23 protein-coding genes and 1 pseudogene are annotated in these 24,598 nt (G+C 71.6%); 7 read left to right on the plus strand and 17 right to left on the minus strand.

Annotated elements, in window-relative coordinates:
* Positions 1 to 41: 41 nt before the first annotated feature.
* Positions 42 to 656 carry a TetR/AcrR family transcriptional regulator gene (locus ACFY3L_RS14305; protein ID WP_389322741.1) on the minus strand — a complete coding sequence of 205 codons (615 nt, stop codon included), beginning with the start codon at positions 654 to 656 and terminating at the stop codon, positions 42 to 44.
* A 115-nt stretch (positions 657 to 771) separates the two neighbouring features.
* Between ACFY3L_RS14305 and ACFY3L_RS14310 the strand changes: the two genes are divergently transcribed.
* Positions 772 to 2,292 (plus strand): MFS transporter, encoded by a 1,521-nt coding sequence (locus ACFY3L_RS14310; protein WP_389322743.1) that lies wholly within the window; start codon positions 772 to 774, stop codon positions 2,290 to 2,292.
* Between the two features lie 85 nt (positions 2,293 to 2,377).
* Positions 2,378 to 3,291 (plus strand): annotated as a pseudogene (locus ACFY3L_RS14315) (IS982 family transposase).
* A 28-nt stretch (positions 3,292 to 3,319) separates the two neighbouring features.
* On the opposite strand, the gene ACFY3L_RS14320 reads toward ACFY3L_RS14315, so the two are convergent.
* The 9 genes from ACFY3L_RS14320 to ACFY3L_RS14360 all read right to left on the minus strand — a co-directional run bounded on the left by ACFY3L_RS14320 (position 3,320) and on the right by ACFY3L_RS14360 (position 13,556).
* Positions 3,320 to 3,766 (minus strand): nitroreductase family deazaflavin-dependent oxidoreductase, encoded by a 447-nt coding sequence (locus tag ACFY3L_RS14320; protein WP_389322745.1) that lies wholly within the window; start codon positions 3,764 to 3,766, stop codon positions 3,320 to 3,322.
* A gap of 99 nt (positions 3,767 to 3,865) precedes the next feature.
* Complete coding sequence (locus tag ACFY3L_RS14325) at positions 3,866 to 5,965, minus strand: glycoside hydrolase family 2 TIM barrel-domain containing protein (RefSeq protein WP_389322747.1); 2,100 nt, start codon at positions 5,963 to 5,965, stop codon at positions 3,866 to 3,868.
* Positions 5,966 to 6,036: 71 nt separating this feature from the next.
* A complete protein-coding gene (locus ACFY3L_RS14330) occupies positions 6,037 to 7,341 on the minus strand; it encodes a mannitol dehydrogenase family protein (RefSeq protein ID WP_389324543.1) in 1,305 nt (434 codons plus the stop codon).
* Complete coding sequence (manD, locus tag ACFY3L_RS14335; RefSeq protein ID WP_389322749.1) at positions 7,338 to 8,546, minus strand: D-mannonate dehydratase ManD; 1,209 nt, start codon at positions 8,544 to 8,546, stop codon at positions 7,338 to 7,340. The genes ACFY3L_RS14330 and manD overlap by 4 nt, the downstream gene beginning before the upstream one ends.
* Complete coding sequence (locus ACFY3L_RS14340; RefSeq protein ID WP_389322751.1) at positions 8,543 to 9,373, minus strand: ABC transporter permease; 831 nt, start codon at positions 9,371 to 9,373, stop codon at positions 8,543 to 8,545. The genes manD and ACFY3L_RS14340 overlap by 4 nt, the downstream gene beginning before the upstream one ends.
* Complete coding sequence (locus ACFY3L_RS14345; RefSeq protein ID WP_389322753.1) at positions 9,370 to 10,248, minus strand: ABC transporter permease; 879 nt, start codon at positions 10,246 to 10,248, stop codon at positions 9,370 to 9,372. The genes ACFY3L_RS14340 and ACFY3L_RS14345 overlap by 4 nt, the downstream gene beginning before the upstream one ends.
* Complete coding sequence (locus ACFY3L_RS14350; protein ID WP_389322755.1) at positions 10,248 to 11,306, minus strand: ABC transporter ATP-binding protein; 1,059 nt, start codon at positions 11,304 to 11,306, stop codon at positions 10,248 to 10,250. The genes ACFY3L_RS14345 and ACFY3L_RS14350 overlap by 1 nt, the downstream gene beginning before the upstream one ends.
* Positions 11,303 to 12,508 (minus strand): extracellular solute-binding protein, encoded by a 1,206-nt coding sequence (locus tag ACFY3L_RS14355; RefSeq protein ID WP_389322757.1) that lies wholly within the window; start codon positions 12,506 to 12,508, stop codon positions 11,303 to 11,305. Before ACFY3L_RS14355 ends, ACFY3L_RS14350 begins: the two co-directional genes overlap by 4 nt.
* A 49-nt stretch (positions 12,509 to 12,557) precedes the next feature.
* Positions 12,558 to 13,556, minus strand: coding sequence for a LacI family DNA-binding transcriptional regulator (locus tag ACFY3L_RS14360; protein ID WP_389322758.1), 999 nt, complete (start codon positions 13,554 to 13,556; stop codon positions 12,558 to 12,560).
* Between the two features lie 154 nt (positions 13,557 to 13,710).
* Between ACFY3L_RS14360 and uxaC the strand changes: the two genes are divergently transcribed.
* Both uxaC and ACFY3L_RS14370 read left to right on the plus strand, forming a co-directional pair.
* Positions 13,711 to 15,135 (plus strand): glucuronate isomerase, encoded by a 1,425-nt coding sequence (gene uxaC, locus ACFY3L_RS14365; RefSeq protein WP_389322760.1) that lies wholly within the window; start codon positions 13,711 to 13,713, stop codon positions 15,133 to 15,135.
* Between the two features lie 163 nt (positions 15,136 to 15,298).
* Complete coding sequence (locus ACFY3L_RS14370) at positions 15,299 to 16,567, plus strand: hypothetical protein (RefSeq protein ID WP_389322762.1); 1,269 nt, start codon at positions 15,299 to 15,301, stop codon at positions 16,565 to 16,567.
* 58 nt (positions 16,568 to 16,625) lie between these two features.
* Here ACFY3L_RS14370 and ACFY3L_RS14375 read toward each other — a convergent pair whose 3' ends face one another.
* The 6 genes from ACFY3L_RS14375 to ACFY3L_RS14400 are packed head-to-tail and all read right to left on the minus strand — an operon-like array spanning position 16,626 to position 21,909.
* The gene (locus ACFY3L_RS14375; RefSeq protein WP_389322764.1) at positions 16,626 to 16,961 is read right to left on the minus strand and encodes a hypothetical protein; all 336 of its coding nucleotides are present in this window, start codon (positions 16,959 to 16,961) and stop codon (positions 16,626 to 16,628) included.
* Between the two features lie 44 nt (positions 16,962 to 17,005).
* Positions 17,006 to 18,088, minus strand: coding sequence for a VWA domain-containing protein (locus ACFY3L_RS14380; RefSeq protein ID WP_389322766.1), 1,083 nt, complete (start codon positions 18,086 to 18,088; stop codon positions 17,006 to 17,008).
* The gene (locus tag ACFY3L_RS14385; protein WP_389322768.1) at positions 18,088 to 19,050 is read right to left on the minus strand and encodes a VWA domain-containing protein; all 963 of its coding nucleotides are present in this window, start codon (positions 19,048 to 19,050) and stop codon (positions 18,088 to 18,090) included. Before ACFY3L_RS14385 ends, ACFY3L_RS14380 begins: the two co-directional genes overlap by 1 nt.
* A gap of 55 nt (positions 19,051 to 19,105) precedes the next feature.
* Entirely contained in the window at positions 19,106 to 20,005 is a 900-nt protein-coding gene (locus ACFY3L_RS14390) for a DUF58 domain-containing protein (protein ID WP_389322770.1), read from the minus strand.
* A gap of 3 nt (positions 20,006 to 20,008) precedes the next feature.
* Positions 20,009 to 21,001, minus strand: a complete 993-nt coding sequence (locus ACFY3L_RS14395) for an AAA family ATPase (RefSeq protein ID WP_389322772.1) — start codon at positions 20,999 to 21,001, stop codon at positions 20,009 to 20,011.
* Between the two features lie 29 nt (positions 21,002 to 21,030).
* Entirely contained in the window at positions 21,031 to 21,909 is an 879-nt protein-coding gene (locus tag ACFY3L_RS14400; RefSeq protein ID WP_389322774.1) for a S1C family serine protease, read from the minus strand.
* Between the two features lie 147 nt (positions 21,910 to 22,056).
* Here ACFY3L_RS14400 and ACFY3L_RS14405 point away from each other — a divergent pair, with 147 nt between their 5' ends.
* From ACFY3L_RS14405 to ACFY3L_RS14415, 3 genes are read left to right on the plus strand one after another with little or no spacing between them, the layout of a single operon-like run.
* Positions 22,057 to 22,404 carry a YciI family protein gene (locus ACFY3L_RS14405; protein ID WP_389322775.1) on the plus strand — a complete coding sequence of 116 codons (348 nt, stop codon included), beginning with the start codon at positions 22,057 to 22,059 and terminating at the stop codon, positions 22,402 to 22,404.
* 5 nt (positions 22,405 to 22,409) lie between these two features.
* On the plus strand, positions 22,410 to 23,621 hold the full coding sequence (locus ACFY3L_RS14410) for an RNA polymerase sigma factor (protein WP_389322777.1): 1,212 nt from the start codon (positions 22,410 to 22,412) through the stop codon (positions 23,619 to 23,621).
* A gap of 1 nt (position 23,622) precedes the next feature.
* Positions 23,623 to 23,925 (plus strand): hypothetical protein, encoded by a 303-nt coding sequence (locus tag ACFY3L_RS14415; protein WP_389322779.1) that lies wholly within the window; start codon positions 23,623 to 23,625, stop codon positions 23,923 to 23,925.
* Here ACFY3L_RS14415 and ACFY3L_RS14420 read toward each other — a convergent pair.
* Positions 23,877 to 24,596, minus strand: coding sequence for a glycerophosphodiester phosphodiesterase (locus ACFY3L_RS14420; protein WP_389324546.1), 720 nt, complete (start codon positions 24,594 to 24,596; stop codon positions 23,877 to 23,879). The two genes, ACFY3L_RS14415 and ACFY3L_RS14420, sit on opposite strands and share 49 nt — an antisense overlap.
* Positions 24,597 to 24,598: the final 2 nt, after the last annotated feature.

The following is a 24,598-nucleotide window of genomic DNA, read 5'->3' on the forward strand; positions in this document are numbered from 1 at the left end:
TCCCGGCGCCGGGCCGCCGTATCAGGTCGCCGCGACAGCCGCTATCCGGGACCGGTCGCTGAACCGTCACGGTCCGCGACGAAGGTGTGTGTCAGAGTGCGGGCGAGCAATTGACCGGCTTCGTCCGCGGTTCTGCGTCCGACCAGCACTTCCTCGTTGGCCGCGCGGCCGAGCCCATGGATCATCGCGTACATCCACTCGGGCGTGAGATCGGTGTGGAGCTCGCCCCGCTCGGCGGCCTTGGTCAGCCACATGAGCAGCGGCTCATCGGCGGCGGGGTGGCGCAGCGGCGCGTCGGTGACGCTGCCGGAACGGTTGTCCAGGAACCGGTAGCGTTCTCCGACCCGGATGATCCCCGGGCCGAGCCGGCCGAAGACTTCGGTCGCCGTGGCGTCCGGCGTGATCGCGGTCGTGACGACGGCCCGTTCCTCCTCCACGACGAGGTCGATGAGCGCCCGGATGAGGTGTTCACGCGTCGGAAAGTGCCGATAGACGGTGATCCGCGCCACGCCGGACTCCGCGGCGATCTGCCGCATACTCGCCTCCGGGTCGGCCGCGAGTATCCGAATCGCCGCGGCGATCACCGCATCCCGGTTGCGCCGGGCGTCCTGCCGCAGTGCCTGTTCGGTCGCATCGAGATGACTGGCGTCGCCCACGAGTAAATGATACAACGTGTCACAACTGATACAGCATGTTTCATTTGGAGGGCGCGTGGGCGCGATCGAAGCAACGGGCATCAACCGCACCCGCCCGTCGAGGCGGAAGCAAAGGATGACCCTCGTCGCGGTGGCTTTGGGCGTGGTGATGGTCAGCCTGGACGGAACCGTCGTCCACATCGCCAACCCGACGATCGCCCGCAGCCTCGGCTCGTCGATGACCGGTCTGCAGTGGGTGACCAACGGCTACCTTCTCGCCCTAGCGGTGACGTTGATCGTCGGCGGCAAGCTCGGCGACAGGTTCGGCCGGCGCAGGATCTTCGTGATCGGCGTCGCCGGTTTCGCGCTCGCGTCCCTCGGGTGCGCTCTGTCCCCGTCGACCGCGGCACTGATCGCCTTCCGCGTGCTGCAGGGACTCGCCGGAGCGATGCTGGTACCGAACACCCTCGCGATCCTGAAGTCGACGTTCCCAGCGTCGGAGTTGCACCGTGCCATCGGGATGTGGGGTGCCGCGTCGGCGTTCGCCGCCGCCGCTGGACCGATCATCGGCGGACTGCTGGTGGAGTACCTGTCCTGGCCGGCGATCTTCGTGTTGAACGTCCCGATCGGGTTGGCCGCCGCCGCGTCGGCGCTGCGGTGGGCCGGCGAGAGTCGCGCCCCGGGCCGTGCCGACCGGTTCGACATCGTCGGCGCCGGTGTGCTGGCCGGGGCGATGTTCGTCCTGGTATGGTCGTTGACCGGCGCAACCGGCCGCGAATGGTGGTACTGGGCCGCGGGCGTGCTCGCGGCGCTGGTCCTCCTCGCCGGGTTCGTGATCCGGCAGCGACGGTTCCCCGCGCCGATTCTCCCGCTGTCGCTGTTTCGTTCCCGGGCGTTGTCGGTGGGTGTCGTCCTGCTCGTGACCGGAAACATTGCGTTGTACGGAGTGCTGTTCTCCATCGGTCTGTACATGCAGAACGTGAACGGCTGCACGCCGCTGGAGACCGGCGTTCGCCTGCTGCCGCTGATGGGGATGTTCATGGTCGGCTCGCCGCTGGGCGGACGCTTGACCGGGCGGCTGGGTTCGCGTTGGCCGCTCGCCCTCGGAATGGCGCTGCTCGCGGCGAGCTTCGTCGGGCTGGTCGGCCTGGCCGCGGGCTCCCCCTACGGCCGGCAGTGGCCGTGGCTGGTCCTGCTGGGCCTCGGCATGGGAATGGTCGTGGTCGCCGGGACCGAGGCCGTCGTCGGAACGGCTCCCGTACAGCACGGCGGAGTCGCCGGGGGCCTGCAGACCACCGCGAATCAACTCGGCGGCGTGCTCGGCACAACGGTGTTCGGGACGGTGATCGCGACGATCGTCGCGCGGACGCTGCCGGCAGAACTGCGCACCGCCGGCGTCCCCGACGCGATCGCGGAACAGGTCGCCATCCACAAAGGCCTGGCCGAACAGGGAATCGCTCCGCTCGGCGCACGGCTGAACCTCACCGGGCAGTTCGACGACGTGGCCGCGGCGGCCATCACTCGTGCGACGGAACGCGCCTTCATGTCCGGCCTGCACACCGTCATGTGGATCGGCGCCGGCATCGCGCTCCTCAGCGTGCTACTGGCGCTGCTGATCCCGGCCCGCAACGCTCCGCCGCATGCGTCCGGTCGCTAGACGAGTGATGCGGGGACGGGGCTGCGGAGATAGGCAAGGGCCTCCATGATCGACGGTGCTGAGCAACGATGACCATGGAGGCCACGTGCACGTCGATCTGGAGACCCTTGCCATCGCACTGTACGTCAAGATCGACGATGAGATGCGCGCCAGTCCCGAGCTGGCCATCCCACGCCCGCCCGGCGGCATCCCTGCGAAACTGACCGACCCGGAACTGCTCACCATGTCGGTCATGCAGGCCCTGCTCGGCTACCGCTCAGAACGCCGCTGGCTGCGTCACCTCGACAAACACCTGCGCCACCTGTTCCCCTACCAACCCACCCAGTCCGGCTACAACCGCCGGCTCCGGGCCGCCCTGCCGCTGGTCAAGCACTTCATCCGCGCCTGGCCATCGACACCGACTTCTGGTTCGACAACCACTGGATCCTCGACTCCACCCCGGTCGAGTGCGGCCGGTCCCGCCCGACCGTGCAACGCTCCAACGCCGCCGGCTGGGCAGTCTACGGCTACTGCGCCTCCCACAGCCGATTCTTCTGGGGACTGCGGCTCTACTTGATCTGCACCCCGACCGGCATGCCGATCCTCTGGGCACTGGCCGATGCCAAGCTCGGCGAACGCGAGGTGGTCGAGGCGATGCTCGACCGCGAACCGCAGCTGCTCGCCGACCGTCCCGGTCTACTGCTGATCACCGACAAGGGCTTCGCCTCCAAACGGTTCGAGACCGACCTGGCCGAACGCGGGGCCACGCTGCTGCGCCCGGCACGCAAGAAGGAACAGCCCCGGGCAGGGCAGGCACTGCTCAAGGCGGTCCGGCAGCTGATCGAGTCGGTCAACGACACACTCAAAGGCCAGCTCGATCTGGAAATGCACGGCGGGCGTACCTTCGCTGGCATCGCTGTCCGGGTCGCGCAACGTCTGCTGGCCATGACGGCCGCAATCTGGCACAACCACAAGACGGGACAACCGGTGACTCGCAGCTTGATCGCCTTTGATCACTGATGGGCAGATAGCTCCCCGCATCACTCGTCTAGGACTCCGGGGTCAGCAGGACGATCGGGATCTCCCGGTCCGTCTTCTGGGCGTACTCGTCGTACAGCGGGAAGATGCGCGCCATCTGCGCCCACAGGGACGGGCGCTCGGCCGGGGACGCGACGCGGGCGCGGGCGGTGAACCGGCGGGTGCCGACCTGCACGCCGACGCTCGGGTCCGCCTGGAGGTTCTTGAACCACGCCGGGTCCTCGTCGGCGCCGCCCTTGGAGGCGACGACGACGAAGTCGTCCCCCGACGTGCCGTAGATCAGGCAGTTGCGGCGCGCCTCGCCGGTGCGGCGGCCGGTCGTGGCGAGCACGAGGGTCAGCACACCGTTGTTCTCGTGCCCCTCGGTGCCGCCGGAGGCCAGGTACTTCCGGGTGTGCTCGGCGACCCAGTCCCACTTCGAGTCGGTGGCACGGTCGAGGTCTGCGGCGACGGCCATGTCGGCGGTCCTTTCTGATGCGGACGATACCCGTTGTTCCTACCCCAGGGACGGAGCCGGCAACACGTTCTCGACATCGGAAAGGACCGCCGTGGCACGTCAGCTCAGGGTCCAGGTCACGGTGTCGGTGACCGGGGTGCCGTTGACGGTGGCGGTGACCTGGACGGTGTTGGTGCCCGCGCGCAGGGTGACGCCGGTCCACTTGAAGATGTGGTCGGTGCTGCCGCGGGCGCCCAGGGAGACGCCGTTGAGGGTGGCGGTGACCGAGGCCGCGTTCGAGTACACCTTCAGCTCGGTCGCGGCGGTGGTGCGCTGGGTCCAGCGGCGGCTGGTGATGTACAGCGTGGGCGCGGACGACCAGTTCGCCTTGTAGAAGTAGAAGGCGTCCTTGCGGGTGACCCGGTCGCGGGTGACCAGACCCTTGTCGTTGATGCCGGGCTGGCCGCCCTCGTTGCGCGCGTCGGCGGCGAAGTCGAACATATTCCACACGTACGTGCCCCACACGAACGGGCGGGCGTCGAGCTGCTTCCAGGATGCTTCGTGCAGCAGGGCCTGGTACTCCTCGGGGTGGTACTGGCCGCCGGGGCTGGGGGCGGCGGGGTTGAGGGCGTGCTGGGTGGTGTTGGCGCCCGCGCCGTACTCCGACAGGGCGATGCGGCGGGACGGGTTCGCGGCGTGCAGGTTGTCCAGGTTCCCGCCGAGGTCGTTGTAGCCGCCGTTGTACCAGCCGAAGTACTTGTTGTAGCCGCTGGCCTCGGCGTGGTTGTTGACGGCGCCGGTGTCGCTGACGCAGCAGCTGGCGTAGACGGAGACGCGGTCGGGGTCCTCGGTGTCCACGAGGCCGGCGAGGCTGTCCAGCAGGGCGTTGGTGGCGGCGTTGTCGACGCGCTGCTCGTTGCCGATGCCCCAGAAGACGATCGACGGGTGGTTGTAGTTCTGCCGGATCAGCTCGGTCATCTGCTGGCGGGCGTTCGCGGTGAAGGCGGCGGAGTTGGTGGTGTCGTTGACGAGCGGGATCTCCGCCCAGACGACGAGGCCGCGTTCGTCGGCGAGGTTGTAGTCCTTCTGGTCGTGCTGGTAGTGCGCCATCCGGATGGTGGTCGCGCCGATCTCGCGGATCAGGTCGAAGTCCTGGGTGTGCTGGGTGTCGTCGACGGCCCAGCCGACGCCGGCGCGGTCCTGGTGCAGGTTCACGCCGTGCAGGTCGTACGGGTGACCGTTGAGGGTGAAGCCGGTGTTGGGGTCGACGCCGAAGGTGCGCAGGCCGAGGGGCTCGGTGACCACGTCGGTGACCTCGCCCGACGAGGTGCGGATCTCGACGTTCGCCTTGTACATGTAGGGGTCGGCGAGCCCGTCCCACCGGTGGGGGTTGGCGATGGTGACGGTCTGCACGACGTCCACGCCGGCGTTCGCGGCCACCGTACGAGCAGGCAGCGACTGGTCCGCGACGACGGTGCCGGACGCGTCGGTGATGACCGTGCGGACGACGACCGAGCGGCTGGACGTGTTGTTGTTGAACAGCTTGGTCGTCACGTCGACGGTCGCCGACGCCGCGGTGACGGACCGCTGACGCAGGTAGACGCCGGGCCCGGCGGAGTCGAGCATCCGCACGGCCAGCGGATCGACGACCTGCAGGCTGACGTTGCGGTAGATGCCGCCGTAGAACGTGAAGTCCGCGGACAGCGGCGGGATGTCGGCGTTGCCGGCGTTGTTCACCTTCACGGCGATGACGTTGTCCTGCCCCACCGTGAACGCCGACGTGGCGCCGAAGCGGAAGCGGGCGTAACCGCCGGAGTGCTTGCCGAGGTAGGTGCCGTTGACCCACACCTCCGCGACCTGGTTCGCGCCGGCGAACTGCAGGAACAGCATCTTGCCGGCGAAGGACGCCGGGACGGTGTAGTGCCGCCGGTACCAGCCGACGCCGCGGTAGTAGTTGTTGCCGCCGTCAGCGCCGTCAGCGGCGTTCCAGGTGTGCGGGACGTTGAGCTGCTGCCACCCGCTGTCGTTGAAGGCGGGGGCCTCGGCGCCGGCGACGTCACCCTTGGTGAAGCGCCAGCCGGAGTTGAGATCGACCCGCTGCCGGAGCGCGGGCGGGGTGTACGTGGCAGCGGACGCGTGGGGCGCCGCGACCACGTTGGCGGCCACGACCATGACGGCGGTGGCGAGCAGAGCAACGAGCCGGGGGACGATCCTGGGCATTGTTCACTCCCGAACGGGACGTATGGCGGTACGCGCCGCCCCGGGGCGGGGCAGGCGGTGAGGTGCCGTGTCTACAACCGCAGCAGGCGTGCGGTGTTGTCGATGAGCAGGTCGCGCCAGGTGGCGCCGAGCGGGTCGCCGAGCAACGGCAGGAGCGCGTCGACGAGTGAGGCGGGGGTGGAGCGACCGGCCGCCGCGGCGGCCAGCGCGGTCGCCTGCGGGTCTTCGACCGGTTGACGGGTCGCGACGTACACCATCCACGCCGCGACGGCGAGCGCCGTCCACTGTGGAGTGTGTCCCGCGGTGAGACGGTCGCGGGCGGTGCCGAGCAGGCGGATCGGCAGCTTCAGCGAGCCGTCGGCGGCGACCTGGACGGTGCGATGGCCGAGCGCGGGGTCGGCGAACCGGCGCAGGATCGACTCCTGGTAGCCGCGCAGGTCGAAGCCGTCCGGAAGGGTCAGGGTCGGCGCGGCGTCCTCGGTCATGAGCCGCCATGCCGCGTCGGCGAGCCCGGGGTCGGTCATCGCCGACGCGATCGTCTCGTGGCCGGCCAGCGCGCCGGTGTACGCGAGCAGCGAGTGGGTCGCGTTGAGCAGCCGCAGCTTCGCCGCCTCGTACGGGGCGACGTCGGTGGTGAAGGTGGCGTCCCACGCCGGACGGCCGGCGGCGAACGTGTCCTCGATGACCCATTGGCTGAACGGCTCCGCGACGACCGCACCTTCGTCACGGACACCGAGGATCCGGCGTACATCGGCGAGATCGGCGGCAGAGGTCGCGGGGACGATGCGGTCCACCACGCACGACGGGAACGCGACCGAGGAGCCGATCCACTCGGTGAGCCGGTCACCGGCCGGCAGGGTGGCGGCGTGGGCGAGGACGATCCGGCGCAGGGTGGCGCCGTTGGCGGGCAGGTTGTCGCACGGCAGCACGCTGAGCGGCCCGGCATCGGCGCGGCGGCGCAGCTCCAGGCCGGCGACGAGCCACTCGACCGCGTTGCCGGGCCGGTAGCCCTTCTCGGTCACGGTGAGGGTCACCAGCCGCACGGCCGGATCGGCGATCCTGTTCACCAGTTCGGACGCCAGGCCGATCTCGCGCAACGCACCGATGATCCGCGGCGGGCCGGCGCCGACGCCCCGCTCGAGGACGGTGTACAGGCAGTCCTGCGGCGCGAGCTGGTCCCGGACGGTCGCGGAGCGCTGGGTGAAGCCGGCGATCCCCCAGGTCGGGTCGGCGGCCAGGGTGGTGTCGGTGTAGACGGCCTGGTGCGCCCGGTGGAACGCGCCGACGCCGACGTGCACGATGCCGACCCGCACGTCCGCCGGGTCATACGGCAACGCCGGCAGCGACCGCAGCGCGGCCATGGACAGGCGGGTCACCAACTGTGCATCGTCCCGTCTTCGAGGCGGTTCACCGGCAGCGACGCCGGCTTGTACGGGTACCGCGCGGCGAGCTCCTCGTCGATGTCGACGCCCAGCCCCGGCTCCTCGGACGGGTGCAGGTAGCCGCCGTCGAAGTGGTACCCGTGCGGGAACACCTCGTCCGTCGCCGTCGTGTGCCGCATGTACTCCTGCAGCCCGAAGTTCGGGATGGCGACGTCGACGTGCAGGGCGGCCGCCATGCAGACCGGCGACAGGTCAGTGGCGCCGTGCGAGCCGGACCGCACGTGGTGCAGCGCGGCCAGGTCGAAGATGCGCCGCAGGTGGGTGATGCCGCCGGCGTGCACGACGGTCGCGCGGACGTAGTCGATGAGCTGCTCGCGGATGAGCTGCTCGCAGTCCCAGACCGTGTTGAACACCTCGCCGACGGCGAGCGGGGTGGTGGTGTGCTGGCGGATGAGCCGGAAGCCGTCCTGCAGCTCGGCGGGGACGGGGTCCTCGATCCAGGTCAGGTCGTAAGGCTCCAGGCTCTTGCCGAGCCGGGCGGCCTCGATCGGGGTGAGCCGGTGGTGCACGTCGTGCAGCAGCCTGACGCCGGGGCCGAACTCGTCGCGGACCCGGGCGAACACCGACGGCACGTGGTTGAGGTACTTCGCCGTGGACCACACGTTCTCGGTCGGCAGGGCGGCGTCGGCGGGCTCGTAGTACATCTTGTCGCCGGAGACGCCGTAGGTGCTGGCGAGCCCGGGGACGCCGGTCTGCACCCGGATGGCGCGGTAGCCGAGGTCCAGGTACCGGGCGACCTCCACCAGCACGTCGTCCACCGTCGAGCCGTTGGCGTGGCCGTAGACGGTGACGCCCTCGCGGGAGCGGCCGCCGATCAGCTTGTACACCGGCAGCCCCGCGATCTTGCCGAGGATGTCCCACAGGGCGGTGTCGACGGCCGCGATCGCGCTCATCGTGACGGGGCCGCGCCGCCAGTACGCGCCCTTGTACAGGTACTGCCAGGTGTCCTCGATGCGGGTCGGGTCGCGGCCGATGAGCTGCGGCACCACGTGGTCGGTGAGGTAGCTGGCGACGGCGAGCTCGCGGCCGTTGAGGGTGGCGTCGCCGACGCCGGTGACGCCCTCGTCGGTGACGATCTTCAGCGTGACGAAGTTGCGGTCGGGGCAGGTGACGATGACCCGGGCCTCGCTGATCCTCATGTGACCTCTTCCTCCTTGACCCGGGCGACGAGCTGGGTCGGGTTCACCAGGCGCAGCGCCAGGACGAGCAGCACCAGCATCGTGCCGGTGTAGATGACGGCCATCGCGTCCACGGACTGCTGCGCGCGGATGCCGGCGGCGGACATCGAGTTGTAGAGCGCGACGACGAGCGTGGTCGAGTCGGGTCCGGCGGTCAGGAACGTCAGCTCGAACATGCCGACGGTTCGGACCAGCACCAGGATCGATGCGGCGAGGATGCCGGGCACGAGCAGCGGCGCGAGGATCCGCACGAACACCTGCCTGGTGCCGGCGCCGCACATGCGGGCGGCACGTTCGATGGCGGGGTCGATCTGCTCGATGAACGGGGTCATGGTGAGGATGACGAACGGCACCGACGGCACCAGGTTCGCCAGCACCACCCCGGTCATGTGCCCGGCGAACCCGTACTTGTAGAGCACGGTCGCCAGGGGGATGCCGTAGGTGATGGGCGGCATCAGGATCGGCAGCAGGAACAGCAGGTAGAGGGCGCGCCGGCCGGGGAACGCGCGGCGGGCCAGGACGTAGGAGGCGGGCACACCGACGAGGACGGAGATGCCGACGACGAGCGCGGACACCTCCAGGGTGGTGACGAGGACGGGGAGCAGCCCGAAGTCGCGCCACGCCTCGCCGTACCACTGGCCGGTGAACCCGGAGGGCAGCCACGTGTCGAACCACTGCCGGCCGAACGAGCTGACGACGACGGAGCCGACGAGGCCGATCAGGTTGACGAAGAAGAACGCGACGACGCCCCAGACGAGCCAGGCGGCAGGACGCGCGGTGATTCTCATCCTTTGCCTCCCGTGGATCCGGTGTACAGCAGCGACCGCCAGCCGAGGACCGCGGCGATGACGGCGAGCTCGACGAGGCCCATGACGACCGCGATCGCGGACGCCTTCGGGTAGTCGTACTGCTCGTAGCCGGCGTGCCAGGCGGCGATGGAGATGACGCGGGTGTCGCCGGCGGGGTCGCCGACGAGGACCGCCGACGGGAACACGCTGAACGCGAGCACGAACGTGAGGCAGAACGTGGTGGCGAGGCCCGGCGCGAGCAGCGGCAGGGTGATCCGCCGGAAGCGCTGCGCCCAGCCGGCGCCGAGGGTCGCGGCGGCCTTCTCCAGGGTCGGGTCGATGCCCGACAGGTACGACAGCACCAGCAGGAACGCGAACGGGAAGCCGGTGATGACGAGGGAGAAGAACACGCCCCAGTAGTTGTGGATGAGCCGGATCGGGTCGTCGATGACCCCGGCGGCCATCAGGGTGCGGTTGAACCAGCCGGTGGGGCCGAGGAAGTTCAGCAGCCCCTGCGCGGTGAGGACCGTGCCGAGGGTGATCGGCACGACGAGGACCGTGGTGAGCAGCCGCTTGCCGCGGAACCTCCCCCGCATCCGGTAGGCGATCGGCACCGACGCGCCGACGTTGAGCAGCGCGACCGGCAGCGACAGCCACAGCGTCGTGGTGAGGGTGCCGCGCTCGTACGCGTCGGCGAAGAACGACCGGTAGGCCTCGAACGGGCCGCCCTGTTCGGGTTGGAACGACAGCCCGATGCCGTAGAAGAACGGGTAGATGAACAGCGTCACCACGAACAGCAGCGCCGGGCCGAGCAGCAGCAGCTGCCGGTCGACGCCGCGCTCGGCGAGCCGGTGCCGCAGCGCGACCCTGGTCATCAGCTCACCTCGCCGGCGGGGAAGACCAGCAGCGACGACGGGTCCACCGCGAGACGGATCTTGTCGCCGGGTGCCGGGCGGTCGGCGGTGCGCAGGTGCAGGCGCTGCCCCGCGTCGGTGACGACCTCCACGGCGAGCTCGCGGCCCTGGTACTCCACCACCTCGACCGTGGCCGGGAAGCCCTCGTCCGCGATGCGCAGCGACTCCGGTCGTACACCGGCGACAACCGCATCATCGACGGCCAGGTCGCCGACGGCGGTGCCGTGCAACGTCAGCCCGCCTCCCCCGACCGTGACCGCCTTGGACGAAGCCGCGACGACCTTCATTGGCAGCAGGTTGCGGAAGCCCATGAAGTCGGCGACGTGCCGGTTCGCGGGCCGCGTGTGCAGCTGCTCCGGGGTGCCGACCTGCTGGACGCGCCCGTTGCGGAGCACGACCAGGCGGTCGGCCATCGACAGCGCCTCCTCCTGGTCGTGCGTCACGTAGACGGTGGTGAGGCCGAGCGCCTGGTGCAGCCGGCGGATCTCGGTGCGCATCTCCAGCCGCAGCTTCGCGTCCAGATTGGACAGTGGCTCGTCCATCAGGACCAGCGACGGCTCCAGCACGACCGCGCGGGCGATCGCGACCCGCTGCTGCTGCCCGCCGGACAGCTGCCCGGGCAGCTTCCGCGTCTGCTGCTCCAGGTGCACCAGGGCGATCGCCTCGTCGGTGCGGCGGCGGATCTCCGCGCTGGGCAGGCGGCGCATCTGGAGCCCGAACGCGATGTTCTTCGCCACGGTCAGGTGCGGGAACAGGGCGTAGTTCTGGAAGACCATGCCGAAGCCGCGCTTCTCCGGCAGCAGCGTGTCGAGGCGGGTGTCGTCCTGCCAGATGCGGCCGGCCGTGAGCGGCAGCAGGCCGGCGAGGCAGTTGAGCGCGGTCGACTTGCCGCAGCCGGACGGGCCGAGCAGGGCGATGAACTCGCCCCGCTCGATCGTCAGGTTGAGGTCGACGAGCGCGTCCTGGCCGCCGAAGCGCCGGGTCACGCCCTCGAGCCGCAGCTGCCGGAAGCCTGTCACTTCTTCACCTTCGCCCCGCCCACCTCGCGGTCCCACTTGTCGAACGCGGCGACGAGCGCCTTCGCGTCGAGCGGGACCTCCAGGGGGTTGCCGGAGATGAGCTGGTCGTACTCGGGGCGGCCGAAGTCGGTGATCGCCTTCTGGCTGTCGGCGGGCGCCATCGACAGCGGCACGTCCTTGACCGCCGGTCCGGGGTAGAAGTAGCCCTTGTCGTAGGCCTTCGCCTGCTGCTTCGGGCTGAGCATGTCCTGCAACAGCAGCAGGATCGCGGCCTGCTTGTCCGCGGAGACGCCCTTCGGCACGACGGCGTAGTGCGCGTCGGTGACCCAGTGGAAGCCGTTCAGCGAGCCGATCTTCGCCTCCTTCGGCACCTGGCCGAGGACGCGCGGGTTGATGTCCCAGCCGGTCGTCGTCGCGATGATCTTCGCCGAGCCGTTCGCGAGCGACTTCATCGTCTCGCTGGTCGAGCTCGGGTACAGCTCGACGTACTTGTTGAGCTCGGTGAGGTACGCCCAGGTCTTCTCCCAGCCGTTGACCGGGTCCTTCGGGTCCTTGTCACCGAGCAGGTACGGCAGGCCCATGAGGAACGTGCGGCCGGGCCCGGAGTTCGCGGGCCGGGCGTACTGGACGGCGCCCGGGTTGGCCTTCGCGTACGCGAGGAGCTCGTCGGCGCTCTTCGGCGGGTTCGGCACCTTGTCCGGCAGGTACTCGATGAGCGGGCCCGACGGGTAGTAGGTGACCGTGACGCCGAAGTCCCCGGCGAGCTTCTGCATCGCGGCGGCGCCGGGAAGGTAGCTGTTCATGTTGGACAGGCGCTGCGCGTACGCGGGGAGCAACGGCTGCCAGAGTCCCTGGTCCACGCCGGCGGCGAGGCCGTCGACACCGGTGAGCACGAGGTCGATGTCGACCCGTCCGGCGTTCTGCTGCGCCTTGACCTTCGGCGCGAGCTCCGGCGCGGTCGCCTTGGAGTAGGTGACCTTGCTGATCGTGTCGCCGTGCGCGGACACGAAGTCGTCGATCATGCCCTGGGTGAGCTGCAGGTTGCCGGCGACGTCGAGGATGTTGAGCGTCACCGGGGACGCGGGCTTGAGCGGCAGGTCGCCGCTGGACGCGGCGGACGGGGTGTTCTTCGTCGGCGCGCCGCAGCCGGCGACGAGCGTGAGGGTGAGCAGCGCGGCGAAATGTCTGCGGGTCAGGGACATAGCGGGATTCCCTTCTGGTGCACGCTTCGGGGGTGTCGTGCGTCGTTGCTCAGGTGGTGCTGGCCGCGGGAGGGCGGCCCGTCGAGTGACGGACCATGAGCTGTGAGGGGAGCTCGCGGCGGGCGAGGGCCGCGCGGTCGGGGTCTTCGAGCAGCTGGAGCAGCATGTCGACGCCGGCGCGGCCGATCGGCTCCTGCGGTTGGGCGACGGTGGTCAGCGACGGGCTGACCATCTGGGACAGCACGATGTCGTCGAAGCCCATGACGCTGATCGCCTCGGGCACCTTCACACCGCGGGTGGCGAACCAGTTCAGCAGGCCGAGCGCCACCAGGTCGTTGTAGGCGATGACGGCGGTGACGCCGGCCGCCAGGACCAGATCCGCCGCCGCGACACCGCCGGCGAACTGCGGCACGAAGTTGCCGACCTCGACGAGCTCGATGCCGCCGGCCGCGGTCACCGCCCGCAGCGCCTTCGCCCGCTCCCGGTTGGACCACGACGCCCGCGGTCCGGCGACGTAGGCGATCCGCCGGTGGCCGAGGGCGGCGAGGTGCGCGACGGCCTGCCGGATGCCGTCGACGTTGTCGATGGTGATCGCCGGGATCTGGCCGACCCGGCGGTTGAGCATGACGATCGGCGTCTCACCGGCGACCGAGCGCAGGTCCTCCTCGGTCATGCGCGGCGAGCAGAGCACGATGCCGTCGACCTGCTTGCTCAGCGCCCTGACCAGGCCGGCCTCGGCGGCCGGGTCCTCGTCGGTGTCGGCGAGGAAGACCGAGAAGTCCGACTCGCGGGCGCGGCTCTGCACGCCCTTGACGACACCCGGGAAGAACGGGTTGGTGAGGTCGGGCACGATCAGCCCGATGTTGCCGGTGCGGCCGGTGATCAGGCCGCGGGCCGCGCGGTTGGGCTGGTATCCCAGCTCGGCGGCCGCCCGCTCGACCCGGGACCTGGTCTCGGCCTGGACGAGCGCGGGTGTGGTCAGGGCCCGGCTCACCGTCGACGGCGACACGCCGGCCACGCGGGCCACGTCCTTGATCGTCACCGGCATCGAGCACGCTCCCTGGGTCTCGTGATGACGGCAAGCATGAAATCGTTTGTAGGTCGATGTCAAGAGATTCGCCGCGCTCGCTCTTGACTCGGCGATTCCGCACGCACACAGTGATGAGAACGTTTGTGGGATCGACCTGTGAGGAGTCAACACGGTGCCGCAGCTCCACCTCGACCCCGACCGGGCCCTGCCACCGGACCCCACGACCAGGGAGCTCGCCCGCACCGTCTACGCCGCGACCCGGTCGCTGCCGCTGGTATGCATGCACGGCCACGTCGACGCCGCGCTCCTGGCCGACGACACCCCGTTCGGTGACCCGGCCTCGCTGCTGATCACCCCGGACCACTACGTGACCCGGTTGGTGCATGCGGCGGGTGTACCGCTGGAGGCGCTGGGCGTGGGGCCTTCGGCCTCGACCGACCCGCGGGCGATCTGGCGGACGTTCTGCGCCAACTGGCGGCTCTTCCGGGGCACCCCGTCGCGGTACTGGCTGACCCACGAACTCGTCGAGGTCTTCGGCGTCTCCATCGTCCCGTCCGCGGCCACCGCCGACGCGCTCTACGACGCCCTGTCGTCGCGCCTCGCTTCAGCGGAGTTCCGCCCGCGGGCCCTGTTCGCACGGTTCGGCATCGAGGTGCTCGCCACCACCGACTCGCCGCTGGACGACCTCGACGCCCACGCCCGGCTGGCCGCGTCCGGGTGGGACGGCCGGGTCATCCCCACCTTCCGCCCCGACGCCCTCGTCCACCTCGACCGTCCATCATGGACCGCCGACGTCGCCGCGCTCGCCAAACGCGCCGACGTCCCCACCGACGACTACGACGGCTACCTGGCGGCGCTGCGCGCCCGGCGGCAGGCCTTCATCGCCGCGGGCGCCCTCGCCACCGACCACGGCCACGAGTCCGCCGACACCACCCCGCTCGCGCCGGCCGACGCCCGCCGCATCTACGCCGCCGCCCTCGCCGGCCGGGTCACCCCGTCGGAGGCCCGCGCGTTCGCCGGCCACATGCTGCACCAGATGGCCGCCATGTCCTGCGAGGACGGCCTCGTCATGCAGCTGCACCCCGGCGTCCTGCGGGACCACAGCACCGCGGCGTTCGAGCTGTACGGCCCAGACCGTGGCTTCGACATCCCGGTGGCCGCCGAGTTCACCCGCTCGCTGCGCCCGCTGCTGCAGTCCTTCGGCCGCCACCCCGCCCTGCGCCTGATCCTGTTCACCGTCGACGAGACCGTCTACAGCCGCGAGCTGGCCCCCCTCGCCGGCGTCTACCCCGCCGTCCGCCTGGGCGCCCCCTGGTGGTTCCTCGACAGCCCCGAGGGCCTGCGCCGCTTCCGCGCCTCGGTCACGGAGACGGCGGGCTTCTACAACACCGCCGGCTTCGTCGACGACACCCGCGCGTTCGCCTCGATCCCGGCCCGCCACGACCTGGCCCGCCGCATCGACGCCGGCTACCTGGCCTCGCTGGTCGCCCAGCACCACCTGGACCTCGACGAGGCCATCGAGACCGCGGTCGACCTCGCCTACACCATCCCGAAGGAGGTCTACACCCGTCCCGCGACGGGGGCCACGTCAGGGTGACGCATCCACAGCGGCCGCCACGACCATCCGGCCGGCACCGCGCCGGCGGCAGGCCATGTGCACGGCACGCGTCAACCGGGACACCATGAGTCGCGAATGCACAGGCCGCCACGCCCGGGCACGTGCCGCGGCCGTCCTCACGCGCTGCGGCATACTCGTCGGCATGCGGGCATCGGTGGAGGCGTTCGCCGGGCTGCTCGACCGGTCGGTGCGGGAGATCGCCGGCCTGGCGGCGGACGGCCGGACCTTCGACCTCGGCCGGATCGGCCGCATCGCCGACATGTGGCACGGCACCGGCATGGATCTGGTGAGCGCGGCGTGTGCGCTGCGCCCGTTGCGGGCCGGGCGCGCCACCGTGGGCCTGCGGTCGATGGCAGCGCTCGCGGCCTCCCGGCGGGCGTTGATGGTCGAGCTGGACCCGGCGCTCGACGGTCTGCTGCCCGCGGCGGTGCCGGCGGACGTCGTGCACCGCGACTTCCAGGCGCGGGTCTGCCCGGGGATTGTTCCCGTCACCGCGCAGCGGGTCGCCGAGCTCGCCGCCGACTACGACCTGGCGGACGCGACCGTGCGTTCGCTCGCCGTGCAGCCGGAGCGCACCGGGCTGGAAGCCGTGGTGACGCTGACGGCCCCGCGACGGTTCGCCGTCGGCGACGGCCGGCGGCCCTGGCCCGCGGCGCGGCTGCGGTTCTTCTGCGAGGGGGTCACCGACCTGCGGTTCGACGCCGAGGACCGGGGCGGCGCGGCGGTCACCTGCGCCGGGGACGGCGTCACGCTGTCGATCGGGCGGGGCGGGGTCCTGCGGGCCACGTCCGCGTCGATGTGGCCGGACGACCCGATGTGGCACGAGTCCGCCGCGGGCCGGGCCGCCGACGCCGTCACGCCGCGCGGGCGGCCGAGCCGCGAGCGGGGCGTGCCGACGTGGTCGCTGGGCCCGGCGCCGCGCGCCGCCGCGCTCGCGCTGGCCGACGTGATGATCCGGATCCGGACCGTCGACTACTACCCGGACCGCGCCGGCACCGTCCCCGTCCGCGAGCTGTGCCACGCCGCGGCGGACGCCGGCAGCGCCGTCCTCGCGGCCGCCGCGGCCCCGGCGGGCCGCCGCCGTGACGCCTTCACCGCGCTCGTCCGGCGGTGGCAGGTCCCGGACGGCGCCCCACCCGAGGCTGTTCCGGCCGGGCCGGCCGTCCTGCGGTACGCCCGCTACACCGAGCCGCACGAGCATCACGACATCCAGCGGGAGGGCTCGGCCGTACTCGCCGCCGCCGTGCCGGCCGCGGACCCGGCGGCGCCGTGGCGCCTGACCAGCGAGCAGCTCGCCGGCGCGACCCGCTTCCAGCTCACGTCGCAGGCCTTCGCCGGCGTCCACGACCTGCGCCGCGACGCGGACACCGTCACGGCCGGCGACGCCCTGCTCGCCGCCCGGCAGCGCTGAGCGCCTGCGCAAGCCCGCCGACCCCGACGGCGTCCAGCAGCCCCGGCACCGGGCGACGTCAGTCCATCATCAGCCACAGGGCGGCCACGGCCAGGACGCCGAGGGTGAGTGCCGTCAGGGTCAGGGTCAGCACGACGCGGCGCCTCGTCCACCAGGAGACGGAGAGCACGACCATCGGGGCGATGAGGACGTAGCAGAACGTCGTCCAGTCCACGACGCGCAACGCGTAGGACTGTTCGGGGGTCGGGTCGACATCCGATTCGGAGCCGACCTGGCCCGCGGCGTAGAGCCAGAACACGGGGCTGAGCAGCCATAGCAGCATCAGCGCGAGCAGCAGTGTGGACAGGGGTGCCCGGCGCCAGGTGAACGGCGCCGGGTCGGGCCGGGCGATCATGCGGTCAAGGTAGTGGCGGCGATCAAGTGCGCCGCCGGACCGGATCAGCGGCGACTGGGTGGCGGCGCGGTGGCCGGGACGCGGAGGCGGTTCCACCACTGGGACAGGCCGACGGCGAGCAGGACCAGCAGGGCGCCGGTGAGGGCGAACCACGACGTCAGCTCGGTCTTCCTGCGCTGCAGGGTGACCTGGCTGGGCAGGTCGCGGAGCACGTCGCCGAGGGATTCGGCGTCCTCGGCCTTGAAGTACTTGCCGCCGGTGGTCTCGGCGACCTTCGTGAGGGTGCCCTCGTCCATGTCCTGGAAGCGGCCGCGCCCGCCGAACTGTCCGCCTGGGCCGGGGCCGCCGCGGAACTGGCCGCCGCTGCTGATCTGGTCGCTGGAGCAGACCATCGGGGAGGGGACGGCGGTGCCGAAGCCGATCGTGTAGACGCGCAGGCGGCGGGCCTCGGCGGCGGCAGCGGCGGTCATGGGGTCGACGCCGTCGGTGTTGCGGCCGTCGGTGAGCACGACGATGGTGTCGGGCTCGTACTCGCCGGACGTGACGCCGTCGTCGGGGACCTCGACACCGGTCGGCGGGACGTCGGGGTTGATCTCGGCGATCGCGTCGATGGAGGTGAGGATGGCCAGGCCGATCGCGGTGCCGCGGGCGGTGCGCAGGCCGTCGATGGCGTCCAGGAGCTGCTTGGTGTCGGTGGTCGGCGGGACGATCAGCCCGGCGATGCCGGAGAACGCGACCAGGCCGATCTTCTGGTTGCCGTCGTGGTCCTTGATGAACTGCCGGGCCGCCTTCTGCGCGGCCGTCAACCGGTTGGGTGCCACGTCGGTGGAGCACATCGAGCCGGACACGTCCATCGCCAGGATGATCGTCGCGGCGCTGTCCGGCACGACGACGGATGCTTCCGGACGGGCGGCCGCGGTGCCGGTGACGATCAGACCGAGAGCGAAGATCCACAACGGGATCCGGCGTTTCCATGATGTACGACCAGGCAGCGCCGCCCTGATCAGCACCACGCTCGGCAGCCGGACGGCGGCCCGGCGGCGACGGCGGCGGGTCCACCAGCGGACGGCGAGGAGCAGCGGAAACGCCAGCAGCGCGACGAGGGCCCACGGCCAGTGCAGCGACATCAGAGGATCCGTCCGAACCAGGTGGTCATCAGTACTCCCCCGATGGTGAGCAGCAGCACGGCGAGCGCCGCGGCGGCGCCGGTCAGCTCGACCGGCTTCGTCTGCACGGTGAGCCGGAGGTCCAGCGACTCGTACACGTCGTGGAGCGCATCGGCGTTCTCGGCGCGGTGATAGTTGCCGGTGGTGGTCTTCGCGACCTCGGTGAGCAGCTCCTCGTCCAGTGACGTCGCGACCTGGAAGCCGTCGACCTCGACGGTCGTGCCGCCGACGGTGCCGACCCCCACGGTCTCGATGTGGACGCCTGCGGTGGCGGCGAGCTGGGCGGCGGCGACGGCGTCGGGTCCGCCGGTGTTCTCGCCGTCGGAGAGCAGCACGATGGTGGCGTTGCCCCAGTACCCGAGGTCCGGCGCGGGCCGGCCCTCCTCGGGGAGCGCGGCGGGCTTGCCGGCGATGACGGTGAGGGAGGCGAGGATCGCCTGGCCGAGGGAGGTGCCGCCGTTGACCCGGAGGCGTTTGATGGCGGCGGTCGTCGCGGCCCGGTCCTCGGACGGCTGCTGCGTGGTGAGCGCGCCCTCGTCGAACGCGACGACGCCGATGCTGACGCTGTCGGGCTGCGCGTCGGCGAACTCGATCGCGGCGGCCTGGGCGGCGGCGAGCCGGGTGGGTGCGACGTCGTCGGCGCCCATGCTGTTGGACACGTCGAACGCGAGGATCACGGTCCCGGCGGCGCGCGCCACCGGCAGGTCGGCCTGGGGCCGGGCCACGGACAGCAGCAGCAGGGTCAGCGCGACGAGGAAGAGCACGGGCGGCAGGTGCCGGCGCAACCCGTCCTTCTTCGCCGTGGCGAGCCCGGCGGTCCGCAGGGCAAGCGCACGTCGGCGCTGCAGCCACCAGTACGCCGCGAAGGCCGCGACCGCGACGACAGCGCCGACAACCAGCAGCAACGGGTTCTGAAAGCTCATGCCGCGCTCCACCCTGCACCCATGACTCGCGGGTCCTCGCTCCGCTGCGGCTCGCTCATGCTCTACGCCTCTTCGACCAGCGGACCATCTCGACGAGGGCGAGGAGCGGGTCCTGGTCGGTGGTGACGAGGTGCGGGGTGACGCGGGCCCGGCGCATGGCCGCCGCGACCGCCGCCTCGCGGCCGTCGACCTCCTCGCGGAGCCGCTGCTGGAACAGCGGGTCGCTGGTGTCGACCAGGACCTGCTCGCCGGTCTCGGCGTCCTCGACGAGGACCAGGCCCAGGTCGGGCAGGTCCAGCTCCATCGGGTCGACGACCCGGATCGCGACGACCTCGTGCCGGTGGGTGAGGCGCGACAGCGACGACTCCCAGTTCACGGCCTCGCCGTCGATGAAGTCGGAGATGACGAACACCAGGGACCTGCGACGGGCCTGCGAGGCGGCGAGCCGCAGCATCCCGTCGACGTCGGTGGCGGAACCCCCGGGCAGCGCCGCGGACTCGGTCACGGCCCGGGAGATCTCGTGGGCGATCCGCAGCACGTGGTTGCGGCCGGTGCGCGGCGGCACGACCCTTTGCAGGCCGTTGTCGTAGAGGACCGCGCCGATCCGGTTGCCGCCCTGGGTGAAGAGCCGCGCGAGGCAGACCGCCAGCTCGGTGAGCAGGCCGTCCTTGCCACCCGAGGTGCCGAAGCGCATCGAGGCCGACAGGTCGAGGACCAGCCAGGCGGTGAGCTCGCGGTCCTCGGTGTACTGGCGCACGTAGGGCTCGTCGAGGCGCGCCGTGACGTTCCAGTCGATGTGGCGGACGTCGTCCTCGTGCGTGTACTCGCGCAGGTCGGCGAAGTCGATGCCCGTCCCGCGGAAGACCGTGCGGTAGGCGCCCTGCAGCTGCCCGTCGAGTCTCCGGATCACCTGCCACTCCAGGCGGCGCAGCAGGCGGTCGGGTGCGGAAGCCACGGGTCAGCGGCTTCCGCTGCGCACCGGCGCCGGCACCGGCAGCGCCGCCAGGACCCGGGTGAGGATCGTGTCGGCAGTGACGTCGTCGGACAGCGCCTCGTAGGACAGCACGAGCCGGTGCCGGAACACGTCGAGGGCGAGCTCGGTCAGGTCGCGCGGGATGACGTAGTCGCGGCCGCGGATGAACGCGAGGGCACGCGCGGCGAGGACCAGGTTGATCGAGGCACGCGGGCTGGCGCCGAAGCTGATGTACCGCGCGAGGTCGCCCTGCCCGACCTCCTCGGGCCGGCGGGTCGCGTTGGCGAGGCGGACGGAGTACTCGATGAGCGCCGGGTCGACGTAGACCTGCTCGACCTCGCCCTGCATCTCGATCAGGCGGGTCGGGTCGACGATCGCCTGCAGCAGCGGCGCCGGGGAGATGGCCCGCTCGACGATGACGAACTCCTCCGTCGGGCTCGGGTAGCCGACGACGACCTTCATCATGAACCGGTCGACCTGCGCCTCGGGCAGCGGATACGTGCCCTCGGACTCGATCGGGTTCTGGGTGGCCATGACCAGGAACGGCCGCGGGATGTGGTGCGTCTCCCGCCCGATCGTCACCTGCTGCTCCTGCATGACCTCCAGCAGCGCACTCTGCACCTTCGCCGGCGCCCGGTTGATCTCGTCGGCGAGCAGCAGGTTGGTGAAGACGGGGCCGAGCGACACCTGGAACTCGCCGCTGATCTGGTGGTAGACGCGGGTGCCGACGATGTCGGCGGGCACCAGGTCGGGGGTGAACTGGACACGGTGGAACTGCCCGCCGATCGCCGCGGCCAGGGCCTTCACGGCGAGGGTCTTGGCCAGGCCGGGGACGCCCTCGACAAGGATGTGCCCGCGCGACAGCAGGGCGACCATGAGCCGCTCCAGGAGCGCGTCCTGCCCGACGATGGTCTTCTTGACCTCGTACAGGACGTGCTCGACGGCGCTGGTGATGCCGCTTTCGGATGGTGTGTCCACGTATCGTCCTTACGTCTGCGAGCGGGTGCTTACTGCTGTGGTGCCTGGTCTCCGCCGCCCGCGCCCAGGGCGGCGCCGATCGGCACGGCGAAGCCGACACCGACGAACGTGCCGGCGGAGGTCGGGTTGGCGAGGGCCACGACGATCGCGATCGTCTCGCCCTTGGCGTTGAGGAGCGGGCCGCCGGAGCTGCCGGGGTTCACGGCGGCGTCGAACTGGATGAGGCCGGTGAGCTTGGTGCCGTCGGGGTTGGTCGCGGTGCGTTGCAGGCCGGACACGACGCCGGCGGTGGCGCTGCTGGTGAGCCCGAGCTGGTTGCCGACGGCGATGACGGTGTTGCCGACGGCGAGCCGGTCGGAGTTGCCGATGACGGCCGGGACGAGCACGTCCGGCAGCCCTTCGGGGGCGAGCGCGGCGATGTCGAGGGCCGGGTCGGACTGGGCGACCTTCGCCGCGGTCTTCGTGCCGTCGGCGAAGATGACCTGGATGCCGCCGGCGCCCTTGACGACGTGGAACGCGGTCAGGATGATCCCCTGCGCGCTGGCGACGACGCCGGTGCCGGTCGCGGCGACGGTCTCGCCGTTCATGGCCTGGATGGTGACGACCGACGGCGCGACGGCCGCGTAGACCTGCGCGATGGTCGGCGGCCCGGACGCCGACAGCGATGGCGACGCCGACGGGCGCGGCTTCGCCGTCCCGGCCCCGCCGCCACCGGCCTGGAACGCGATGTAGGCGGTCATCGCCAGGACGAGGAAGGCGGCGGCGCCCAGAAGCACGCGCCGCCGCACCGATGGCGAAAATCCGGGCAGTCGCCGCGGCGGGCCGTCGCCGCCCTGGGCGAGGACATCGCCCTGGGCAGGGGCGTCGAACTGGACCTCCAGGTCGCGTGGTGCCTCCTCGCGGCGCATGCGACCAACGTAACGGTGTTTCCTGGGAGCCAGGTAAGAACTTTCTGCCAAATCAAATTCTCATCCGGCAACCACCGGATCCTGATGTCCTTTCCGGCGGGTGCCGTTCGTTCCATGGTTGAGTTCCCTTCAGGAAGGAGCGGTCCGATGCCGCAGTACCTCGCACTGACCTATACCGCCGACGTCGACTGGTGGGCGCCGGAGCAGGCGGCCGAGCTCGCCGAATACCGGCAGTTCGCGGTCGACCACGCCGGCAGTCTCCGCGCGAGCGCCGTCCTCCACCCGACCGCGACGGCCACCGTGGTCCGGGTCGAGGGCGCCCGCGGCGGGAAGGTCGTCACGACCGACGGCCCGTACGCGGAGACGAAGGAGGCCCTGACCGGCTACTACCTGATCGAGGCCGCCGACCTGGACGAGGCCGTCGCGATCGCCGCGCAGATCCCGGCGGCGTGGGGCGGCGCCGTCGAGGTCCGGCCGGTCATCGCCGCCAGGTAGCCGGCGTGCCCTCCTTGCACGACGCCGTCGCCGACACCGTCCGGCTGGAAGGGGCGCGGATCCTCGCGACCCTCATCCGGACCGTCGGCGACGTCCAGATCGCCGAGGACGCCGTGCAGGAGGCGGCCCTCGCGGCGCTCGGGGCGTGGCCGGTGACCGGCGTGCCGCCGCAGCCCCGCGCGTGGCTCACCGTCACCGCCCGCCGCAAGGCCATCGACATCCTGCGCCGCGAGCAGGCCCGCCGCGGCAAGGAGGAGGAAGGCACCCGGATGATCGAGCTGGCCCGCGCCGACCTGCCGCCCGACGAGGTCGTGCACGACGACCTGCTCCGGCTCATCTTCACCTGCTGCCACCCGACGCTCTCACCGCCGACGCAGGTCGCCCTCGCGCTGCGGACGCTGTGCGGGCTGTCGCCCGCGCAGATCGCCGGGGTGCTGCTTAGTACAGAGGCGGCGACGGAGAAACGGCTCACCCGCGCCCGGCAGAAGATCGCCGCCGCGCACATCCCCTACCGGGTGCCGGCGCCGGACGAGCTGCCGGCGCGGCTGCCCGCGGTGTGCGGCGTGATCCACAGCCTGTACACGTCGGGTCACGCCGCCTACGACGTCGACGCCTGCCGCGAGGCGGTCCGCCTCGCCGAGCTCCTGCACGCCCTGCTCCCCGGCCAGCCCGCGCCCGCCGCCGTCCTCGCGCTGCTGCTGCTCACCGAGGCCCGCCGGCCCGCCCGCCTCGACGCCGCCGGCGCCGTGGTCACCCTCGACTGCCAGGACCGCACGCTGTGGGACGCGGCGGCCATCGCCCGCGGGATCGCGCTGCTCAACGCGTCCCTGGAGGCGTCGCGGCGGCTGGCCGACCCGTATCAGCTGCAGGCCGCGATCGCCGCGGAGCACGCCCGCGCCGCCTCCTACGAAGGCACCGACTGGCCGGAGATCGTGCGCCTGTACGACCTGCTCATGTCGGTCGCCCCGAACCCTGCGGCGGGGCTGGCCCGGGCCGTCGCCGCGGCGGAGGCGTCGGGGCCGCCGGCCGGCCTCGCCCTGCTCGCGGACCTGCCGCCGGACCCGCGCTGGCATGCGGTGCGCGCCGACCTGCTCGCCCGGGCCGGGCGCCACGCGGAGGCCGTCGAGGCGCTCACCTCGTCGCTCGCCGGCACCGTCACGGACGTGGAGCGCCGCCACCGCGAGCAACGCCTCGCCGAACTGCGCAGGATGGCCTGACATGTCCGACATCTTCGCGGCGGCGCTGCGCAGGTACCCCGGCGACGGCATCGGCCGGATGCTGGGTTCGCCGGCGCTGCGGACCGGTGGGCGCTGTTACGCGTTCGCCGCCGGCGACGACCTGATCGTGAAGCTGCCGGCGGCCCGGGTCGCGGAGCTCGTCGCGGCCGGGACCGGCCGGCCGTGCTCGCCGCGCCCGGGCCGGCCGATGCGCGAGTGGGTCCGCGTCCCGCTCGACCTGTCCGACGTCCTGTCCTACGTCGTCGAGGCCCGGACGTTCGTCGCCGGGCCGTCACCGGACTGACCGGCGGGCTGATCACCGGCCTGATCGGCGGACTGCTCGGCGATGGCCCGCAGCATCGGCAGGTTCTTGCTGATGATGCCCGAGACGCCGAGCTCGCGGGCCCGGGCCAGGTCGCTCTCGGTGTCGACCGACCACACCATGACAAGGTCGCAGTGCCGGTGCAGCTCCTCGACGACCTGCGGGGTGAGCAGGCTGAGCCGGATGGACAGCCCGGCGACCCGCTGCCGCCGCACCAGCAGCCGCGCCTTGGCCAGCTCGCGCCTGCTGCCCGCCGAGTAGATCCGCCGCACGTGCGGCTGGTCCTCGAACGCGTCCAGCATCCGCCACTGCCGCGAGCACACCGCCACCGGCGCCCCGGGCGCGGCCTCCCGCAGCACGGCCGCGGTCAGCGGCGCCACCCCGAGGAACGGGCCCTTCAGGTCCAGCATCAGCCGCGGGTCCCCCGCCGCCGTCGCAAGCACCTCGGCCAGCAGCGGCACCGGCGTGTCGCGCCGGCGCACCACGTCCCGCCACGGCTCCCACAGCAGCTGCGGGCCGAGCGCCTTGGCGTGCCGCATCTCCAGGGCACCGCGGTACAGCCGGACGTCCGCCTCGACGAGGTCGACCCCGGCGTCGAGCGCGTCCCGCAGCTCCGCCAGGTTGTTGCCCGCCCGGTGCGCACACAGCAGCATCC

Origin of the sequence: Dactylosporangium sp. NPDC000521 (assembly GCF_042898305.1) — a bacterium.
Classification (GTDB): Bacteria; Actinomycetota; Actinomycetes; order Mycobacteriales; family Micromonosporaceae; genus Dactylosporangium.

Coding starts and splice junctions, on each gene's coding strand:
- ACFY3L_RS14310 (WP_389322743.1), top strand. CDS start 772: ATGACCCTCGTCGCGGTGGCTTTGGGCGTGGTGATGGTCAGCCTGGAC.
- ACFY3L_RS14320 (WP_389322745.1), bottom strand. CDS start 3,766: ATGGCCGTCGCCGCAGACCTCGACCGTGCCACCGACTCGAAGTGGGAC.
- ACFY3L_RS14325 (WP_389322747.1), bottom strand. CDS start 5,965: ATGCCCAGGATCGTCCCCCGGCTCGTTGCTCTGCTCGCCACCGCCGTC.
- manD (WP_389322749.1), bottom strand. CDS start 8,546: ATGAGGATCAGCGAGGCCCGGGTCATCGTCACCTGCCCCGACCGCAAC.
- ACFY3L_RS14340 (WP_389322751.1), bottom strand. CDS start 9,373: ATGAGAATCACCGCGCGTCCTGCCGCCTGGCTCGTCTGGGGCGTCGTC.
- ACFY3L_RS14345 (WP_389322753.1), bottom strand. CDS start 10,248: ATGACCAGGGTCGCGCTGCGGCACCGGCTCGCCGAGCGCGGCGTCGAC.
- ACFY3L_RS14355 (WP_389322757.1), bottom strand. CDS start 12,508: ATGTCCCTGACCCGCAGACATTTCGCCGCGCTGCTCACCCTCACGCTC.
- ACFY3L_RS14360 (WP_389322758.1), bottom strand. CDS start 13,556: ATGCCGGTGACGATCAAGGACGTGGCCCGCGTGGCCGGCGTGTCGCCG.
- ACFY3L_RS14370 (WP_389322762.1), top strand. CDS start 15,299: ATGCGGGCATCGGTGGAGGCGTTCGCCGGGCTGCTCGACCGGTCGGTG.
- ACFY3L_RS14375 (WP_389322764.1), bottom strand. CDS start 16,961: ATGATCGCCCGGCCCGACCCGGCGCCGTTCACCTGGCGCCGGGCACCC.
- ACFY3L_RS14380 (WP_389322766.1), bottom strand. CDS start 18,088: ATGTCGCTGCACTGGCCGTGGGCCCTCGTCGCGCTGCTGGCGTTTCCG.
- ACFY3L_RS14385 (WP_389322768.1), bottom strand. CDS start 19,050: ATGAGCTTTCAGAACCCGTTGCTGCTGGTTGTCGGCGCTGTCGTCGCG.
- ACFY3L_RS14400 (WP_389322774.1), bottom strand. CDS start 21,909: ATGCGCCGCGAGGAGGCACCACGCGACCTGGAGGTCCAGTTCGACGCC.
- ACFY3L_RS14405 (WP_389322775.1), top strand. CDS start 22,057: ATGCCGCAGTACCTCGCACTGACCTATACCGCCGACGTCGACTGGTGG.
- ACFY3L_RS14415 (WP_389322779.1), top strand. CDS start 23,623: ATGTCCGACATCTTCGCGGCGGCGCTGCGCAGGTACCCCGGCGACGGC.
- ACFY3L_RS14420 (WP_389324546.1), bottom strand. CDS start 24,596: ATGCTGCTGTGTGCGCACCGGGCGGGCAACAACCTGGCGGAGCTGCGG.